Below are 17,393 nucleotides of genomic sequence, written 5' to 3'. Positions count from 1 at the left end.
GTGCTACCCGGTCTGGACGGCGATCAGGCAGGTGTCGTCGCCGGTGTCGGCGGGGCTGAGTTCGAGCAGCCGGTCCAGGTACCGCTCCAGGTCCGGGCCGGGGGCGCCGGCGGCGCGGATCAGCTGGTCCACCGACTCCTCGACCGGACGGTCCCGGCGTTCGACCAGCCCGTCCGTGTAGAGCAGCAGGACGTCCCCGGGGTCGAGCCGGGCGGTGTACTCCTCGTACCGGGCGCCGTCCAGGGCGCCGAGCAGCATGCCGTGCGGCAGCGGCAGCACGTGGGCGCCGTCCGGGCCGAGCCGGATCGGCGGCAGGTGGCCGGCCCGGGCCCAGCACAGCTCACCGCTGACGGGGTCGAGCAGCACGCAGACGGCGGTGGCGGTGACCTGCCCGGGCTCGCGCAGGGCGACGGTGTTGGCCCACCCGAGCAGCCGGGCCGGGCCGGCGCCGGTCACCGCGAGGCCGCGCAGGGCGTGCCGCAGCGCGACCATCCCGGTGGCGGCGCCCACGCCGTGCCCGGCCACGTCGCCGACCGCGAGCAGGACCCGCTTGTCGGGCAGCGGCAGCACGTCGTACCAGTCGCCGCCGACCCGGTCGCGCTGGGCGGCGGGGCGGTAGCGGACGGCGGCGTGCAGGCCGGTGACGCCGACCGGGGGCGGCGCCGCCGGGAGGATGGCCTGCTGGAGCCGCAGCGTCAGCTGCGCGTGTTCGGCGGACTCCTGCTCGCTGTCGGCCAGGCGCTCCCGGGTGGCGCCGAGCGCGACCTCCGTCCAGTGCTGGACGGACACGTCGTGGTAGGCGCCGCGGATCGCGGTCAGCCGTCCGGCGTCGTCCACGACGGGCTCGGCGATCACCCGGGTGAAGCGGTGGGTGCCGTCCGGCCGGTCCAGCCGGACGACCGCGGAGGCGGTGCGGTGGCGGCGCCGGACGGTCTCCAGCAGGCGCCGGATCGCGGGCCGGTCGTCCGGGTGGGTGTGCCGCGCGAGCCGGTTCAGCGGGACCGGCGCCGCGCCCGGCGGTAGCCCGAAGAGCTCGCGCAGCCCGTCGCTCCAGCGGATCAGGCCCTCGGCGGGGCGCTCCTCGAACCCGGCCACCCGGGCGAGGCGCTGGGCCTGGTGCAGCAGCACGGTGCGAACGTCCTCCTCGGCCCGTTCGTCGTCCGGCTGCCAGCACAACAGCAGCCGGCCACCGAGCGGGGCGACGGCGAGCAGCGCGTCCGCGGGGGGCGTGGCGGGCCCGTCGTCCCGCTGGGCGAGCCGCACCCGCGCGGCGGGCGACGGCGCGCCGGTCTCGTAGGCGCGGGCCAGGCGGTCGAGCAGACCGGCGGCGCAGGCCATCGGGTAGGTCTCCACCAGTGAGGCGCCCTCCAGGGCGTCCCGGGGGCGGCCGAGCGGATCCCGGAAGCGGTCGTTGACCCGCCGGATCGTGAAGTCGACGGCCTGGTCGTCCCGGACGACGGGATCGAGGAGGAGGGCGGGAGTGGGCAGCACCGCCAGGAGGCCGGCGGTCTCCTCGGGCACCGACGGGGGCGCCGCCGCGAGCTCCGCCGGGTCTGCTGCCGGATCCGCCACGGGGTTCGAGGGCGGGGCTGGGGACGGGTCCGGGGGCGGGCCGAGCAGGGTCGTGCAGAGGTCGGCGAGCGCGTACAGCCGACGGCGCTGGGGCGGGCCGAGCTCCGGGCCGGGGGCGGGCCAGATCAGCTCCAGCGCGCCGCGGCGCCGCCCGTGGTCCAGCAGCAGGAGGACGGCCCGGGCCGCGCCGGACCCCACCGAGGGGCCGTCGGTCCCGGGCTCGCCGGGCCACAGCTCCACCCCGCCGCCGACCACCCGCTGCGCCGGGGTGGGCACGCCGGGTGGCACCCGGGCCCAGGCGGCGGCCTCGTCGGCGGGCAGCCCGGCATGCGCGGCGAGGGCGAGCGCGCCGCCGGGCAGCCGCTGCCAGACGGCGACGGCTCGGGCGCCGAGCGCCGCACCGGTCTGGTCCAGTACGGCTTCGGCGGCGCGCTGCAGGTCGGACACGGCGGCGAGCGCGGGCGCGACGGGCGGCGCGGCGGCCCCGGACCCGGCAGGCCCGGCGGCCCCGGCGGCGCCGGCCGCCCCGTCCCCGGAGGACCCGACCGCGAACGCCCCCTCGTCCGGTTCCGGCAGCCCCGCGACGTCCGCCGCCAGCACCGCCACCGGCACACCCGCCTCCCGCGCCAGCCGGGCCAGGTACGCGGCGGCCTCGACGGGCCGCAGGCCGAGCCGCTCAGCCAGGATGCCGGTGGCGAGGTCGACGGCGGCTCTGGTCCGCACCTCGGCGTGTGCCCGGGCAACGGCCTCCTGCAGCCGTCGGACGGTCTCGGCCAGGGCCCGGGCCGCGCGGTCGGCGGGCTCCTGCGCGGCGGTCACGGCAGCCCCGGCAACCGGGGCGCGGCCCTCACGAACCGGCTCCCGGTCATGGCAGGCATCGCGGTCATGAGGGGCCCGGCCAGGTCCGCATCCGGCCGGACAGGCGGCCGGTGTCGACGGGCTCGGTGACGTGGTCGTCGGCGCCGACGGCCAGGCTGCGACCACCGTCACCGGGCATGGACGCCGCCAACTCAGCTCTGGAGCACCGGAGTTGTTCGGCGGCGAGCCGCCGGAATCCGCCGAGCAGCTCGTCGGCGCGGGCGTCGGCGAACAGGGTGCCGCCTGCCGGGCCAACCGCCGCGGCGCCGGGTACGGGGTGCTCGCCCATCCGTCCACCGTCCGGGTCGCTCAGACGGCCGGGGTGCGCCGTCCGGCCACCTCGGTTCCGCGGGCGGCGGGTCCGTCGCCCTGCTCCCACTGTGCCACCGCCGCCCCCGGGGCGGCAGGCGGGAGCAGCGCCGCCCGTTCGGTCCGGCAAGTCCGGCAAGTCCGGCAGGTCAGTCCGGCGGGCTCACTCCGGCACGGTCTCGCGGATCAGGAAGGCGTCGGTGGCACCGGTGAGTTCGAGCATGCGCAGGATCAGCGGCCGGGGGCGGGCCAGCTCGATCCGGCTGCCGTCGACCTCGGCCCGCACCTTGGCCCGGAGCAGGGCGCTGAGCCCGGTGGAGTCGCAGAACGCCAGCCCGGCGCAGTCGATCACGATCACTGCGGGCGGGCCCGCGAGCGCCTCCTCGATGGCAGCCTGCAGGTCGATGACCGAGTCCAGGTCCAGTTCGCCGAACAGGGCCAGCGTGGTGCCCAGCCTCCAGGGCCGGGTCTCGACGGTGAGGCCCTCGGTCCGGTCGGCGGCCGAAGCCCCGGGCCTCGGCGGGCGCTTCGTCATGGTGGCGGGTTTCCTCTCGCTCCGTCCGGGGCCTCACGGCGGCGGGAACCCGGTGCTCCCCCACCCGTCGACGCCTCCGCCAGCACGACTTTCCCGTACGGGCAGCCGGAAACGCCCGGTGGAAGGCAAAAGTCGAAGGCAGCGGCGGAGTCTCAGGCGACGACGGGCAACGACGGGCGACGACGGGCGACGACGCGCGAGGAGCCGGGGAACGAGGGAGAGAGGGGAGGAGGCCGCCGTCAGCCCCGGCTGGAGCTCGCCGTCCCGCCGGACCGGCCCCGGTGGCCGTCGGCGGACGCGCGAACCGGCGGAGCCGGGACTTCCAGCCAGACGAGCTTCCCGCCGTCGTCGGGCTGCGAGCCCCAGACGCGGGCGAGCCGGTCCACCACGCGCAGGCCGTGCCCGCCCGGCTGCCCCGGGTCGGCGTACGGGCGCAGCCGCGGCGGCACGGGGCTGGCGTCGGCGACCTCGACCCGCAGCCGGGCGCCGTCCCAGCGCAGCCGCAGCTCGCGCGGCCCGCCGGGGGCGTGCAGGCAGGCGTTGGTGACCAGCTCGGAGACCATCAGCAGGACGTCCTCGACGACCGCCCGCCCGGCCTCGTCCAGCGCCGGGAGCCAGTGCCAGGACAGCAGCGCCTGACGGCTGAACTCGCGGCTGCGCTGCACCGCGCCGGCGCTGCCCGCGAGCATGAGCCGTCTGGTCTGCTCCCGTCCTGGTAGGGCACCGCTCCCGGCACTGTCCACGGCCGCCCTCCTCACGCCGGCTCGGGCGGGGCGGCGGGCCCGAGGGGGCCGGCGGGGCCCTCGGATGCCTTCAGTGCCGAGCCGAGGTCGGGGTGGATCCGCAGCACGGCGTCCGCACCGGTGATCGCCAGCAGTCGCGCCAGGGTGGGGCTCGGGCCCGCCAGTTCCAGCCGCAGTCCGGCGGCCTCCGTGTCCAGGTGGGCGCGGAGCAGGATGTTCAGCCCGGTCGAGTCGCAGAACCGCAGGCCGGCGAGGTCGACGACGATCCGCCGGACGCCGCCTTCCAGCGGTCGGGCGAGTGCGGTGCGCAGACCGTCCGCCGAGTCGTGGTCGAGTTCCCCGGCCACGGTGACGACCCGCACCGGCCCCTCCTCGTCCACCACGACGTGGTCCACCGCGACGTGCAGGGTGTCCGCCCGTTCCCGCGTGGGCTCGCAAGGCTCCTCGGCTGGCCATGGCATGGCTCGCTCCCGGTCCGGTCGGGACGGCGGGGCGCCGTCGTGACCATGATCGCGCGCACCCGGCCGGGTCGCGCGGACGGCCGTATCCGGGCCGACCCGCCCGGGTACGGCCGGAAGCACCGTGCGCCGGTCGTCCATGCCCGACGTCTGCCCCGACTCCGGGGATGGAATCCGCAGGCGCCGGGGACGTTGCGGCCCGGCGCGGCGGGGCCGCCGGGCGGGATCCGGGTGCACAGACCAGAGGGGGCTTCGCCGCCACCGGGGCGGCCTGGCAGGATCCTTCGCCATGACATCCAGCCAGACACCTGCGCCCGGCCCCCGGCACCGGCGCGGCCAGGAGGGGAAGGGCCGGAGGACCCGCTGGACGACCGGCCGGGCCACGCTGCGCCGGGGAACGACTCGTCCCGGAACGACCCGTCCAGGGACGACCGCCGGGGGCCGGACGGACGACTTGCCCTGGCCCCGGCGTCCGCTGCTGACGGCCCTGTGGATCCCGGCCGCCGCCGTCCTGCTGCCGCTCGGCGGGGCGCTCGGCGCCTTCGGGCTGTGGCTGCTGGTGCCCTCGCTGGCGGTGGTCATCACCGGATTCGTCGGCCTGGCCTACGCCCTGTTCAGCCTCTGCCAGACGCGCCCGCTGCGGCTGGTGGCCATGGCGCTGGTGCTGGCCCCGGTGATCGGCGTACCGCTGCTGAGCATGAACACCGCGCAGGCGACGGTGCTCGGCATGCGCGGGGTCACCCACCCGGGCACCGTCACCGGCGTACGGGTCATCCACGGCAAGACGACCACCTACCGCTGCGCCGTGCGCTACGAGGACGCCCCGGGGCACGGCGGCTCGGTGGACTGCGGCGCCTGGGACGCCGTGGGCGAGCGGGTCAGCGTCACCGAGGACCCGGGCGGCCTGGTCGACCCCGAGTTCACCGCGGCCGCCACCAGTGGTCTCTTCGACCTCTCCATGGTCGGCCTCTTCGACGCCGCCCTCATCGTCATCGCCACCTCGGCGGCCGGTCTCGGCGCCGCGCTCCACGTCGCCCGCACCCGCGCTCCGCGCCGCCCGCCCTGGCCCCCGCAGCCCACCCAACCCCCGCAGCCCCCGAATTCGCTTGCCCGGTGAGCCGGGTACGGACGATCCTCTCCGGATGGAACCCCTGGAACCTCTGGAAGCGCCGGAACAGCCAGAACAGCCAGAACAGCCGACGTGCCCCCAAGCCGTCATCGCCCTGGACGGTCTGACCCTGCGCCGCTTCGCCGGGGAGGCGGACCTGCCCGAGCTGTTCACGGTCATCGAGGAGTCGCAGGAGCACCTGCGGCCGTGGATGCCCTGGGTCGCCGAGCACAGCCACGCCACGACCGCCGAGTACCTGGCCACCCGGGCGGAGCGCTGGGCGAGCGGCCGGGACTTCGCCTTCGCGGTGGTGCTGGACGGCGCCATCGTCGGCGCGTGCGGGCTGTACCGGCGCGACGACAGCCCGGACGACGTCCTGGAGATCGGCTACTGGCTCCACCCCGCCGCGACCGGGCGCGGTCTGGCCACCCGGGCCGCCCGGGCGCTGGTCGACCAGGCCTTCCGGCTCCCCCGGGTGCGCCACGTGGAGATCGTCCACGACCCGGCCAACCACGCCAGCGGCGCCGTCCCGGCCCGTCTGGGCTTCACCGAGCACCTGCGCCGCCCCTCCGAGGCGCTCGCCCCGGCGGAGACCGGCGAGGAGCTGGTGTGGCGGCTCACCCGTCCGCAGGCCGCAGGGTCGGGGGACGCCGGACGGTGACCCCGGCGGTCCGCGGTCGTGGGGGAGACGCGCGGACCGCCGGGTGCGCCGGCCGGACGGGACGATCCGGCGGCGCCGGGGAACGGACGCGGCGGAGGCCTCGCCTCCACGCGGAGCGCCCCATCCCGGACTCCGCAGCCCCGCCGTGGACCTCACCCACGGCGTCGTGCGCCCGTTCCCACCCCTCGGAGACCCGACCCGGCCGCGCCGATAACACTTTTCTCCCCTCACGCTGCCGAACGGGTGGCTTGACGAGCAGTCACCTCGCGGCCGAAGCAGCAGGAACGACGGACCGATGCTCGGGCCTGGCCCCACTCCCCCGGCCGACGCCGTACGCCCCCGCGGTGCCCCGTGCGCTCGCCCAACGGCGCGAGGGCCAGCCGACACCCGGTCAGGAAGCTTGTCCCGAACGGTCCGTTTCCTCATACTTCCGCACAGCGCCTGTCAGGGGCAGATCATCCGGCGTGCTTCCGGACAGCACCGGCCGGAGTCCGCCCATCACCTGACCGCGCCTCACGGCCCCCCAACCCCCGGGGCCTCGCACTCCCAGGAGGAGATCGGTGAGGACCAAGCGCAGGACCCCCCGCGCCGGCACCACTCGACGTCGCACCCGCCTGCTCGCCGTCGCCCTCGGCCTGCTGACCGCCACCGCGGTCGGCGTGCCGGGCGCGGCGGCCGCCCCCACCCGCACCGCCGAACCCGAACAGCTCGCGGCCGTCAGCGACGCCGTCCTCAAGGCCGAGGTCAACGGCACCGCCTGGTACGTCGACGAGGCCGCCGGACGCGTCGTGGTGACCGCCGACAGCACCGTGTCCCCGGCCGGGCTCGCCAAGATCATGCGCGCCGCCGGCACCGACTCGGGCACCCTCACCGTCCAACGCGTCCCCGGGGCGTTCACCCCGCTGCTCGCCGCCGGTGACGCCATCTACGGCGGCAAGTACCGCTGCTCGCTCGGCTTCAACGTGGTGGGCGGCTCGACCCACTACTTCCTCACCGCCGGGCACTGCGGCAACGTCGCCCCCGACTGGTACACGGACGCCGCCCACAGCACCCGGATCGGGCCCACCGTCAACTCCACCTTCCCGGGCCACGACTACGCGCTGGTCCGCTACGACAACAGCGCCCTCACCCACCCCGGCGGCTTCACCTCCGCCCCGAACGCCGTCATCGGCGAGTCCGTCAAGCGCACCGGCTCCACCACCGGCACGCACGGCGGCCAGGTCACCGGGCTCAACGCCACGGTGCGCTACACCGACGGCGGCACCGTGCGCGGCCTGATCCAGACCAACGTCTGCGCCGAGCCCGGCGACTCCGGCGGACCGCTCTACGACGGCACCAAGGCACTCGGCCTCACCTCCGGCGGCAGCGGTGACTGCACCTCGGGCGGGACGACCTTCTTCCAGCCGGTGAACGCGGCGCTCGCCGCGTACGGGGTGAGCGTCTACTGAGCCCTCAACCCCTGAACCCCTGAGCCCCTGAGCCCCTGAGCTCTGCCTACTGAGCCCTGGCGCCGTCGCACCGCCGGCCCCGCTGCGCGCAGCAGCGGGGCCGGCGGCCGTCCCGGGCCCGGCGTCAGCCCGCGTACACGTCCTCGACGTACCGGCCGGCCTCGATCAGCCCCTGCAGCCAGGCCTGCGCCCGCTGCTCGTCGGCCCCGGGCGTCCGCTGCCGGTACAGCTCCCGGAACGCGGCCCGGACGCCCGGCGCCATCCGCGCGCCGTCGCCGCACACGTACACCTCGGCGCCCGCCGCGAGCAGGTCCCAGACCTCCGCCGCCTCGGCCGCGAGGCGGTCCTGCACGAAGCGTCGCCCGTCCTGCGGCCGCTCGCTGAAGGCGGGCCGTACCGAGACCGCGCCGGCCCGGTCGGCCGCCTCCAGCTCGGCCCGGTGCAGGTAGTCCGCCGCCGGGTCGTCGCAGCCGAAGTACAGGAGCGCCGGGGCGAGTTCGGCCCCCTCCGCGAGCAGGGCGCGGCGGTCGGCGACGGCGCCGCGGAAGGGCGCGACGCCGGTACCGGCCGCGATCATGACCACCGGGGTGTGGTGCCCGATCCGGAACGCCTCCCGGCAGGGCTGGACCCGGGCCAGGACGGTGTCGCCGACGGCCAGCCGGGCCAGCTGGCCGGAGCCGGTGCCCCGGAAGGTGCCGCGGCCGGAGCGGGCCGGGGCGCTGAGCACGGAGACCATCAGGTCCACCTCGCCCGGCCCGCCGGTGGGCGAGGAGGAGATCGAGTAGTGCCGGGGGCGGATCGGCGGCAGCAGCTCCAGCAGCACCGGCCAGCTCAGGGCGCCCTGCAGGGCCGGGTGGTCCTCGATCAGCTCCAGCAGGGTGCGCGGGTCGTCCTCGGGGAGCGCGCGCAGCGCGGCCTGCTCGGGCGGGCAGGGGTTGTGCGCGGCCAGCGCGGCCCGCTGCTCGGCGCTCGGCCGGTCCTGCAACTCGACGTGGTGGCTGAGCAGTTCGCGGACGGTCAGCGGACGGTCGACGGCCAGGCCGGAGCGCCGGTGGGCCACGATGTTGAGCACCGTCTCCGGATCGGCGCCGAGCAGTTTGGCCGCCCGCTCGACCAGAGCCGGGTCGTTGGCCGGGAGGACGGTGAGGTGGTCGGCGGTCCGGTAGCCGGTGCCCTCGGGCAGGGCGAGGCGGACCAGGCGCTTCACCCGGGGGTAGCCGGGGTCGGTCAGGCTGCCGACGGCGGTGACGGTCAGCGCGGTCATGCCGTGCCGGGCGGCCAGCGCGTCCAGCGGGCCGCCGGCCACCTCGGTCACCGTGTACGCGGCGTCCGGCTGCGTCGCGGCGGGGGCGTCGGCGTCCCCGTACCGTTCCAGCAGGGCGACGCGCAGCGCCTCGGTGAACTGCCGCACGGTGCCGGACAGGTCGCCGGCGGCGTCGGCCTCGGCACGGGCGAGCAGCCGGGTGCCGCCGAGGGCGGCGAGCCGGTCGTCGATCAGGGCGGGGATCCGCTGGTAGGTGGCGGCGTAGGTGCGGTCGCCGATCCCGAGCACGGCGTACTCGACGCCGTCCGCAGAGCCGTCGCCCGAGCCCTTCCCCGCGCCCGCCTCCTGCAGTCGGCGGACGAACGCGGCCGCGTCGTCCGTCGGTTGGCCGTTGTACGAGGCGGCGGTGATCACCACCGGCCGGTCGGTGGGCAGCCCGTCCGCGTACGCGTCGAGCGGGGCGATCGTGGTGTCGCAGCCCAGGTCGGCGGCGGCCTCCGCGAGCTGCCGGCTGAACTCGCGGCAGGCGCCGTAGTTGGAGCCGTGCAGGAGCAGCAGCCCGGTGCCCTGGCGGACCCGGCCGGGGCGTTCGGCGACGGCGCCGGCCTGCGCGGCCGAAGCGGCCGCCGGGCCGACGGGCACCGGTGCGGGCGTGCGCCGGGCGAGGGCGAGGGTGAAGTCGTCGGGCTTGATGGTGAGCGTCTGCTTGATGGTCAGCCGGTAGTCGGCGTGGTCGATCAGCCGGTAGCGGTGGACCAGCATGCCGAGCAGCATGACGGCCTCGTGCAGCGCGAACTGCCGCCCGATGCAGGCGCGTTCGCCGGTGCCGAAGGGCTTGAAGGCGTGCGGGGAGCGGGCCGCCTCGGGCTCGGCGTCGAACCGGGAGGGGTCGAACAGCTCGGGGTTGTCGCCCCACGCGGGGTCGCGGTGCAGCATCGGGGTCGACACGAACACCGTCTCCCCGGCGCGCAGCGGGATCCGGCCGCCGAGCAGGGTGTCCTCCCGGGCCGCGCGGCTGAAGGCGGGCGCCGTCGGCCACAGCCGCAGGGCCTCGTTGAGCACCTGCCGGGTGTACCGCAGCCGTCCGACGTCCTCGTACGAGGGCTCCGGGTCGCCCTGGTGCCCCCAGAGCTCGTCCACCTCCCGCTGGACCTGCCGCAGCACGGCGGGGTGCTTGACCAGGTAGTACATCGCGAAGGAGAGCGCGCCCGAGGTGGTCTCGTGGCCGGCGATCAGGAAGGTGATCACCTGGTTGCGGATGTTCTCGGCGTCCAGCCGGGTGCCGTCGGAGGGGCGTCGAGCGCCGAGCATCAGGCCGAGCAGGTCCTCGGCCGGACCGTCGTCGTCCTGGCCGGCCCGGGAGGCGATCACCTCGTCGACCACGTCGGCCAGGTAGTCGGCGTCGGCCCGGAAGGCCGCGTCGCGCTCGGCGTGGTCCAGCGCCGGGTCGCGGATGAGCTTGGTCATCGCCCACTCCAGGCAGCGGACCATCGCCTCGACGAACGGGTGCGGCTCGTCCCGTTCGAAGGAGCCGAAGTCGAAGCCGAAGCCGGCCAGTCCGATGGTGTCGAGCGTCATCCGGGTCATGTCGCCGGGCACGTCCACCGGCAGCCCGGCGGCCGAACGGCGGTCCCAGGAGTCGATCAGCCGGCGGGCCACCCGCAGCATCACCGGGTGGTAGGTGCGCATCGAGCCGAGGGCGAAGGCGGGCATCAGGATGTCGTGCGCCCGGGCCCAGTTGGGCTCCTCGTTGTACGCGGTGAAGAGGCCGTCGCCGGTGAACTGGCGGACGTTCTCCAGCCCCGGGCCGACGGACTTGGTGAAGCGGGTCTCGTCGGCCAGTTCCTCCACCAGCTCCAGACCGCTGACGATCAGGGTGTCCCGGCCGTGCAGCCGCTGGACGAAGGCCGGGCCGTGCTCTCTGGCCAGGTCCATGGTCCGCAGCACCGGGGCGGCGACGGGCGGCGCCGCCGAGATGTCCGCGAGGGGGACGGTCCGGGCCTCGCTCGCGGCCCCCGTCACCGCCTCGGTCACGGTCACCGCCTCGGCCCCCGTCACCGCCTCGGTCGTGGTCGCGGTCTCGGTCTCGACCCCGGTCTCGGTCTCGGTCTCGGTCATGGTTGGTCCCTCCCGCAGCAGAAAAAACTCGGCTTCCTCCACTCTGAGCCCACCGGGCGGGAGACCCGGCCCTGATCACTACATGATTGTGTAGTACCCGGAACGGCCGCGGACTTGCCCACGAAGCGTCAGCTCTGGTGCGCGCGGCCGCCACGGGGAGGAGGACCCGAGATGTGGTCGACCGAGGACTGCGGTCCGGTGCCGGAGAACTGGCAGGACGCCGCGGTGATCTGGCGCAACCGGGCGCTGCGGCTGCTGGACCACATGCCGCTGCCCATCGCCGTGGTCGAGTTCGGCGGCCGGGTGCTGATCGTCAACCGGGCGATGGCGGCCGAGTTCGGCATGCTGCCGGGGCAGTGGCGCGACCGGAAGATCCTGGAGTTCTTCACCCTCCAGGACAGCGACACCCTGCAGGCGCTCGCCGAGGCCGTCCGGATGCACCGCCGCTCGCAGTATCCGGCCCGGGTCTCCTGGACGCCCGCGGCCGGCCGTGAACGGTGCGGCGAGATGACCGTCGACCTGGTCAGCGACACTCCGGAGCAGACCCCGAACCTGCTGCTGTCCCTGCGGGCCGTGGAGGCCGCGGAGGCCGTGGTGGTGCCACCGCCGGGCCCGCGGGCCGACGTCAGCCCGGTCGAGGCGCGGATCCTCGCCGCGGCGGCCCGGGGCGCCACCACGGCGCAGATCGCCCGGGAGATCGGCCTCACCGCGGACGGGGTCAACTACCACCTCGCCCGGCTCTCCCGGCGCTGGCGGGTGCCCAACCGCACCGCCCTGGTCGCCCGCGCCTACGCCACCGGCGTGCTGGCCGCCGACACCTGGCCCCCGGAGCCGACCGGCCGCTGACGCCTCGCGGCAGGCAGGTCGGACGGCATGGACGCCGATGGCGCCGGTCGCCGCGCCGAAATGCGCGCTCGCGGGCGTCAAGCGGGCCTCACGCAGGCGGCATGCGGGCGTCACGCGGGGGCGCAGCGCAGCGCCGCCCACAGGTCGAGCCGGTCCTCCAGCTTCAGCAGGCTCCGGCCGGTCAGCTCCTCGATCCGCTTGATCCGGTAGTGCACCGTGTTGACGTGGAGGTGGAGTGCCTCGGCCGTCCGCGACCAGGAGGCACTGTGGCGCAGGAAGGCGTCCAGGGTGTCCAGCAGGGAGACGGTGTTGGCCCGGTCGTGCTCGATCAGCGGCGCGAGGACCCGGCGGCGGAAGTCGGTGGTGATCTCGGCGGGCACGCCCCGGAGCAGGGTGTCCAGGGTGGTGATCCGCGAGCAGCGGCCGATCGCGCCGGGCGGTTCGGTGTGGAGCGCGTAGCGGGCCTGGACGAGTGCGGTCCGGAGGGCGTCGGCGGCCGGTTCGGCGGTGGCGCCGATGCCCAGGCGCAGGCGCCGGCGGCTGGTCAGTCGGGTTTCCAGGCGTGGGAGCGCGCGTTGCAGGGTCTCCGCGATCCGTTCCTCGGGGGCCGGGGACAGCGCCATCGCGCCGCCCTGGCCGTCGGGGGCGGCGACGAAGGGGGCGGCGAGTTCGTGGAGGCCTTCGGCGAGTGCGGCGGCCGTCCAGGTCCCGGGGGTGCCGTCGATCCGCGCGGCGATCGGGGTGAGCGGTGTGCGCGGGGGGAGCCCGGAGAGGGCGAGGGCGTTGTCGGCTTCGGTGTCGGCGCCGGAGTCCAGCAGTTCGATCAGCCGGGTGCCGGTCTGCCGCTGGGCGGCGGCGGTGGCCCGGGCGCGGGTGGCGAGGGGGGTGAGGAGTTCGGCCAGGCCGTGCAGCATGGTGGTCGCGGCGGGGTCCGGTTCGGTGTGGGGCCGCAGCAGCCAGCCGTCGAAGGGCGATTCGCCGGGCGGTCCGACGGGGACGGGCGTCGCCTCGGCGCGCGTGCCGGGCGCCGAGGAGGCCAGCACGCGGCCGGCGCCGGTGGTCAGTGCGCAGTCGGGCAGGCCGAGGTCGGCGACGGCCCGTTCCAGGACCTCGTCCAGGGGGACTTCGGCGCGGATGAGCTGGGTGAGGGTGCGGCGGGCGGCGGCCGGGAGGGCTGCCTTTCCTTCGGCGTGGGACTGGAGGTCTCCCCACAGGCGCAGGTAGATGCGGTCGGTGACGGAGCGGAAGCTGGTGCCGGCCGGGACGGACAGCAGGGGGATGCCGTGGCGGCGGCAGGCCTGGACCAGCTCCGGCGGGACGGTGCCGTGGGTGCCCTCGCCGGCGAGGAGCGCGGCGACCTCGGCGATGCGCAGCGCGTTGGCGAAGCGCATCGCGGCCTGGCCCTCGTCCGGGCGCCACCAGACGAGGCCGGAGAGGACCAGTTCGCCGCGTTGCAGGTAGCGTGCCGGGTCCTGGAGGTCGGTGGAGGTCACGCCGGTCACCGCGCGGTCGAGCAGGTGGGGGCTCGCCCAGGCGATCTCGATGTGGAGGTCGTCCAGCTCCAGGAGGTCTCCGACGATCATGCTGTGCTCCTTGTGCGCCATGCGCGAGTGTGGGTCTCGCACATGCGATGGCTGACGCGTGCCAGGCATCGTAGACACAAGGAGGATCATGTGGTTTGCCTCTTGTGGGATCACCTGACGGCGGGCGGCGCGAGGGGGGCGTGGTCCGGTGGTCCCGACAGTGGACCGCCCCCGGTCACGGTGCCGAGCGCCCCCGGCGGTGCGCGTCGAGGGCCTGCCAGACCCTGTCCCGCAGGAACGGCGCCTCGGTGAAGCGGATGCCGGTGGCGTCCCGCAGGGCGTTGGCGAAGGCCGGCGGCACCGGGTTGAACGGGCTCTCGGACATCGACTTGGCGCCCAGCGGCCCGATGGCGTCCGAGGTCTGCGTGAAGTGCACCTCGGTGCGCGGCACGTCCGCGAACGCGGGCAGCCGGTAGCGGCGGAACGTGGCCGTGGTGACCTCGCCGCGGTCGTCGACCAGCACCTGCTCGAACAGCGTCGCGCCGAGCGCCTGGGCCACCCCGCCCTCGACCTGGCCGCGGCACTGCAGCGGGTTCATCACCCTGCCCGCGTCGGCGCCGTGGACGCTGCGCAGGATCCGGATCTCGCCGGTGTCCGGGTCCACGGCGATCCGGAACCACTGGGAGTTGAACGCCACCGAGCGCGGCGAGCCGCCGAAGTGGCCGTCGGCGCCGAGTGCCACGCCCCGGGCTCGGGCGGCCTCGAAGACCTCCTTGAGCGGGACGGCCCGCCCGTCGCAGTCCACCGCCTCGGCGGTGAGCCGCAGCAGGCTCCGCGGGGCGCCGGCGTACTCGGCGGTGAAGGAGAGGATCCGCTCGGCGAGCGCGTCGGCGGCCGTCATCACCGCCTTGCCGGCGACCACGGTGCCGGCCGAGCCGAACGCGCCGGTGTCGTGGCGCACCAGGTCGGTGTCGGACTGCCGGACGGCGATCCGGTCGACGGTGGTGCCGAGCGCCCCTGCGGCGATCTGCTGGTGGACGGTGGTGGTGCCGTTGCCGAACTCGGCGGTGCCGACGGCGACGTCGTACCTGCCGTCCTCCAGCAGCGTGACCGTGGCGTCGGCGAAGTGGCCGCCGGGCGGACCGCAGGCGATGGCCGCCATGGCGAAGCCCTGGCCCACCAGCCAGCCCTCGGAGGCGAGTTCGGCGCTGGTGTCGTCGGCGAGGGCGTCGCGGACCACCTGCAGGCACTGGTCGAGGCCGTAGGACGCGACGTGCAGGTCCTCCTCCTCGCCGAGCGGACCCGCCATGGGCTCGCCGGGGCCGATGACGTTCCGCTCCCGCAGGACCAGCGGGTCGATGCCCAGCCGCCGGGCGAGTTCGTCCATCGCGGACTCCAGGGCGAAGGTGACCTGGCCGAGGCCGTAGCCGCGGAAGGCGCCGGCGGGCACGGCGTTGGTGTAGACGGAGTGGGCGTCGACCTTCTTGTGCGGCGCCCGGTAGACGCCCATCGACTCGCCGATGCTGTGGAACATCACCGCCGGGCCGTGGTTGCCGTACGCGCCGGTGTTGGCGACCACCCGGAACTGCAGGGCCGTCAGGGTGCCGTCGCTCCTGGCGCCGAGCTTGACGGTGACCGTGAAGGGGTGCCGGGTGGTGGCGCCGTAGAACTGCTCGGCGCGGGTGAACTCCAGCTTGACCGGCCGGTGCAGCCGCAGCGCCGCCAGGACGGCGATGTCCTCGGTGAGCATCTCCTGCTTGCCGCCGAACCCGCCGCCGACCCGGCCCGCCACCACGCGGACCTGCTCCATCGGCAGGTCGTAGAGGTCGCACAGGGCGCGCCGGGTGAGGAAGGGCACCTGGGTGGAGGAGCGCACCACGATCCGCTCCCGCCCGGTCTCCCCGGTCCCCCCGTGCTCCCCGGTCTCCCCGCTCTGCTCGAAGTACACGACGCAGCCGTGCGTCTCCAGGCTGGCGTGCTGCACCCGCTGGGTGCGGAAGGTCTCCTCGTAGACCACCGCGGCCTCCGCGAAGCCCCGTTCGACGTCGCCCAGTTCGCCGTGCGCCTCGCCGCAGACGTTGTCCAGCGGGCGGGCGATCCGGGCTTGCGGGCCCTTCGGGTGGATCACCGGCGCGCCCGGGGCCATCGCCTCCTCCGGGTCCAGCACGTACGGGAGTTGCTCGTACGCCACGACGATCCGCCGGCAGCCCTCCTCGGCGGCGCCCTCGCTCTCGGCGACCACGGCGGCCACCCGCTGGCCGACGAAGCGGACCACGTCGTCCAGCACCCGGGTGTCGTCGGGGTCCTCGGTCGGGTGTTCGTGGCGGGCCGAGGAGTACAGCTTGTCCGGCGCGTCCTCGTGGGTGAACACGGCGACCACACCCGGGACGCGCAACGCGTCCGAGGTGTCGATGGAGACGATCCGGGCGTGCGGGTGGGGCGAGCGCAGCAGCTTCATGTGCAGCAGCCCGTCCACCGCCAGGTCGAACGTGTAGCGGGCGGTGCCGGTCACCACCCGCGGCCCGGCGGGCGCGCCGGGGCTGCGGCCGACCGCCTGGCCGGCGCAGGGCCGTTCGGTGTGCCGGACGCCGCGGACGGCGTCCTCGATCGCCCGGTAGCCGGTGCACCGGCACAGGTTGCCCTTCAGCGCCCTCGGCAGGTCGGCGAGGTGCTCCTCGTCGAAGGCGGTCGCCGTCATCAGCATGCCGGCCGTGCAGAAGCCGCACTGGAAGCCCTGGGCGTCCAGGAACCTGCGCTGCATCGGGTGGAGTTTGCCGCCGTCTCCGGCCAGCCCCTCCACGGTGGTGACCGCCCGGCCCTCGGCGCGCAGCGCCGGGTAGAGGCAGCTGTGCACCGGTTCGCCGTCGACCTGCACGGTGCAGGCGCCGCAGTCGCCCGCGTCGCAGCCCTTCTTCACCCCGAACCAGCCGCGGTCGCGCAGGTAGGTCCGCAGGCACTGGCCGGCGCGCGGCTCGGCGTCGACGTCCTCGCCGTTGACGCGGATGGAGAAGCTCACCGGCCGTCCTCCTCGGTGCGGGAGTGGCCTTCGGCCAGTTCGCGGCGGAGCTCCTCGGCGAGGCGGAAGGTCAGGTGCCGCCGCCAGGCCGGGTGTCCGTGGATGTCGTCGAAGTACTCCTCGGGTGCGATCCCGTACGCGATCGCCTCGTGCAGCGCCTCGGCGTTGGGCGGCAGCGGGAAGCGCAGCCGGATCGGGCGCACGGTCGAGGCGGTGACCGTCAGCGCCAGTTCGCCGTCGTGCGGGTCGCGGGTGGCGATGAGCAGCGCCCCCGAGCGGCCGAGCCCGTAGAGGGACGCCTGGCGGAAGGCCGTGCGCCGTTCCAGGGCCCGGGCGGGCAGGACCACCGAGCGGAGCAGGTCCCCGGGCCGCAGGTCCTTCACGCCGGCGCCGGTGACGAACTCATCGACCGGCACCCGGCGCACGGCACCGTCCTGGGAGAGCACGGTGCAGACGCCGTCCAGGGCGGCGGTCAGCGAGATCATCGGGCCGGCCGGCAGCCCGTTGCACAGGTTGCCGCCGACGGTGGCCATGTTCCAGATCTTCCAGGAGGCCAGGAAGGCCCGGCAGCACTGCTCGAACAGCGGGGCGGCCGGCCGCTCCAGGCCGCGGGCGAACCGGGACAGCTGGGCGATCGTGCAGGTGGCCGCGATCTCCAGGTCGCCGGCGGCCGTCAGCCGCACCGGATCCCAGTCCATCCGGCTCAGGTCGATCAGCCGGCGCAGGTGGGGCTGCGGCTCCGAGAAGAGGTAGGTCCCGCCACCGAGCCAGGCGTCCCCCGGGCGCCAGGTCCCGCGCTGCCGCGCGTCGCGCAGCTCCGTCACCGTGTTCAGGTCCACGTACCGTCACCGTCCTCGATTGATCGACACGGTGATTGAAGCAACGCGCCGCCGGGCGGAACGAGTGGGCGCGCGCACCAGCCCCCGGCGCCCGG

Annotated in this window: 13 protein-coding genes; 4 read left to right on the top strand and 9 right to left on the bottom strand. The window is 75.5% G+C overall.

Annotated features, from left to right (window positions below; translation table 11 throughout):
• Nucleotides 1–3: 3 nt before the first annotated feature.
• The 5 genes from AC0B61_RS19245 to AC0B61_RS19225 all read right to left on the bottom strand — a co-directional run bounded on the left by AC0B61_RS19245 (nucleotide 4) and on the right by AC0B61_RS19225 (nucleotide 4,478).
• On the bottom strand, nucleotides 4–2,391 hold the full coding sequence (locus AC0B61_RS19245) for a PP2C family protein-serine/threonine phosphatase (RefSeq protein WP_471741894.1): 2,388 nt from the start codon (nucleotides 2,389–2,391) through the stop codon (nucleotides 4–6).
• Nucleotides 2,392–2,455: 64 nt separating this feature from the next.
• Complete coding sequence (locus AC0B61_RS19240; RefSeq protein WP_471741893.1) at nucleotides 2,456–2,719, bottom strand: hypothetical protein; 264 nt, start codon at nucleotides 2,717–2,719, stop codon at nucleotides 2,456–2,458.
• A 183-nt stretch (nucleotides 2,720–2,902) separates the two neighbouring features.
• Nucleotides 2,903–3,274, bottom strand: a complete 372-nt coding sequence (locus AC0B61_RS19235) for an STAS domain-containing protein (protein ID WP_471741892.1) — start codon at nucleotides 3,272–3,274, stop codon at nucleotides 2,903–2,905.
• Nucleotides 3,275–3,513: 239 nt separating this feature from the next.
• Nucleotides 3,514–3,963, bottom strand: a complete 450-nt coding sequence (locus tag AC0B61_RS19230) for an ATP-binding protein (protein ID WP_471741891.1) — start codon at nucleotides 3,961–3,963, stop codon at nucleotides 3,514–3,516.
• Nucleotides 3,964–4,028: 65 nt separating this feature from the next.
• On the bottom strand, nucleotides 4,029–4,478 hold the full coding sequence (locus AC0B61_RS19225) for an STAS domain-containing protein (protein ID WP_471741890.1): 450 nt from the start codon (nucleotides 4,476–4,478) through the stop codon (nucleotides 4,029–4,031).
• Between the two features lie 451 nt (nucleotides 4,479–4,929).
• On the opposite strand from AC0B61_RS19225, the gene AC0B61_RS19220 reads away from it, so the two are divergent.
• From AC0B61_RS19220 to AC0B61_RS19210, 3 genes are all read left to right on the top strand, one after another.
• Nucleotides 4,930–5,592, top strand: a complete 663-nt coding sequence (locus tag AC0B61_RS19220) for a hypothetical protein (protein ID WP_471741889.1) — start codon at nucleotides 4,930–4,932, stop codon at nucleotides 5,590–5,592.
• Between the two features lie 25 nt (nucleotides 5,593–5,617).
• Nucleotides 5,618–6,244 carry a GNAT family N-acetyltransferase gene (locus tag AC0B61_RS19215; RefSeq protein WP_471741888.1) on the top strand — a complete coding sequence of 209 codons (627 nt, stop codon included), beginning with the start codon at nucleotides 5,618–5,620 and terminating at the stop codon, nucleotides 6,242–6,244.
• Nucleotides 6,245–6,804: 560 nt separating this feature from the next.
• Nucleotides 6,805–7,692 (top strand): S1 family peptidase, encoded by an 888-nt coding sequence (locus AC0B61_RS19210; RefSeq protein WP_471741887.1) that lies wholly within the window; start codon nucleotides 6,805–6,807, stop codon nucleotides 7,690–7,692.
• A gap of 124 nt (nucleotides 7,693–7,816) precedes the next feature.
• Here the strand turns inward: AC0B61_RS19210 and AC0B61_RS19205 are convergent, their stop codons facing one another.
• A complete protein-coding gene (locus AC0B61_RS19205; RefSeq protein ID WP_471741886.1) occupies nucleotides 7,817–11,074 on the bottom strand; it encodes a bifunctional cytochrome P450/NADPH--P450 reductase in 3,258 nt (1,085 codons plus the stop codon).
• A 171-nt stretch (nucleotides 11,075–11,245) separates the two neighbouring features.
• Here AC0B61_RS19205 and AC0B61_RS19200 point away from each other — a divergent pair, with 171 nt between their 5' ends.
• Complete coding sequence (locus AC0B61_RS19200; protein WP_471741885.1) at nucleotides 11,246–11,920, top strand: LuxR C-terminal-related transcriptional regulator; 675 nt, start codon at nucleotides 11,246–11,248, stop codon at nucleotides 11,918–11,920.
• 110 nt (nucleotides 11,921–12,030) lie between these two features.
• Here AC0B61_RS19200 and AC0B61_RS19195 read toward each other — a convergent pair whose 3' ends face one another.
• From AC0B61_RS19195 to AC0B61_RS19185, 3 genes are all read right to left on the bottom strand, one after another.
• Complete coding sequence (locus tag AC0B61_RS19195) at nucleotides 12,031–13,503, bottom strand: PucR family transcriptional regulator (protein WP_471741884.1); 1,473 nt, start codon at nucleotides 13,501–13,503, stop codon at nucleotides 12,031–12,033.
• A gap of 175 nt (nucleotides 13,504–13,678) precedes the next feature.
• The gene (locus AC0B61_RS19190) at nucleotides 13,679–16,459 is read right to left on the bottom strand and encodes a molybdopterin-dependent oxidoreductase (RefSeq protein WP_471741883.1); all 2,781 of its coding nucleotides are present in this window, start codon (nucleotides 16,457–16,459) and stop codon (nucleotides 13,679–13,681) included.
• Complete coding sequence (locus AC0B61_RS19185; RefSeq protein WP_471741882.1) at nucleotides 16,456–17,298, bottom strand: FAD binding domain-containing protein; 843 nt, start codon at nucleotides 17,296–17,298, stop codon at nucleotides 16,456–16,458. Before AC0B61_RS19185 ends, AC0B61_RS19190 begins: the two co-directional genes overlap by 4 nt.
• Nucleotides 17,299–17,393: the final 95 nt, after the last annotated feature.

It is taken from the genome of Kitasatospora sp. NPDC023385, from assembly GCF_055664045.1.
This window is presented reverse-complemented; position numbering and strand designations above follow the sequence as displayed.

Coding starts and splice junctions, on each gene's coding strand:
- AC0B61_RS19240 (WP_471741893.1), bottom strand. CDS start 2,719: ATGGGCGAGCACCCCGTACCCGGCGCCGCGGCGGTTGGCCCGGCAGGC.
- AC0B61_RS19235 (WP_471741892.1), bottom strand. CDS start 3,274: ATGACGAAGCGCCCGCCGAGGCCCGGGGCTTCGGCCGCCGACCGGACC.
- AC0B61_RS19230 (WP_471741891.1), bottom strand. CDS start 3,963: ATGCTCGCGGGCAGCGCCGGCGCGGTGCAGCGCAGCCGCGAGTTCAGC.
- AC0B61_RS19225 (WP_471741890.1), bottom strand. CDS start 4,478: ATGCCATGGCCAGCCGAGGAGCCTTGCGAGCCCACGCGGGAACGGGCG.
- AC0B61_RS19215 (WP_471741888.1), top strand. CDS start 5,618: ATGGAACCCCTGGAACCTCTGGAAGCGCCGGAACAGCCAGAACAGCCA.
- AC0B61_RS19205 (WP_471741886.1), bottom strand. CDS start 11,074: ATGACCGAGACCGAGACCGAGACCGGGGTCGAGACCGAGACCGCGACC.
- AC0B61_RS19200 (WP_471741885.1), top strand. CDS start 11,246: ATGTGGTCGACCGAGGACTGCGGTCCGGTGCCGGAGAACTGGCAGGAC.
- AC0B61_RS19195 (WP_471741884.1), bottom strand. CDS start 13,503: ATGATCGTCGGAGACCTCCTGGAGCTGGACGACCTCCACATCGAGATC.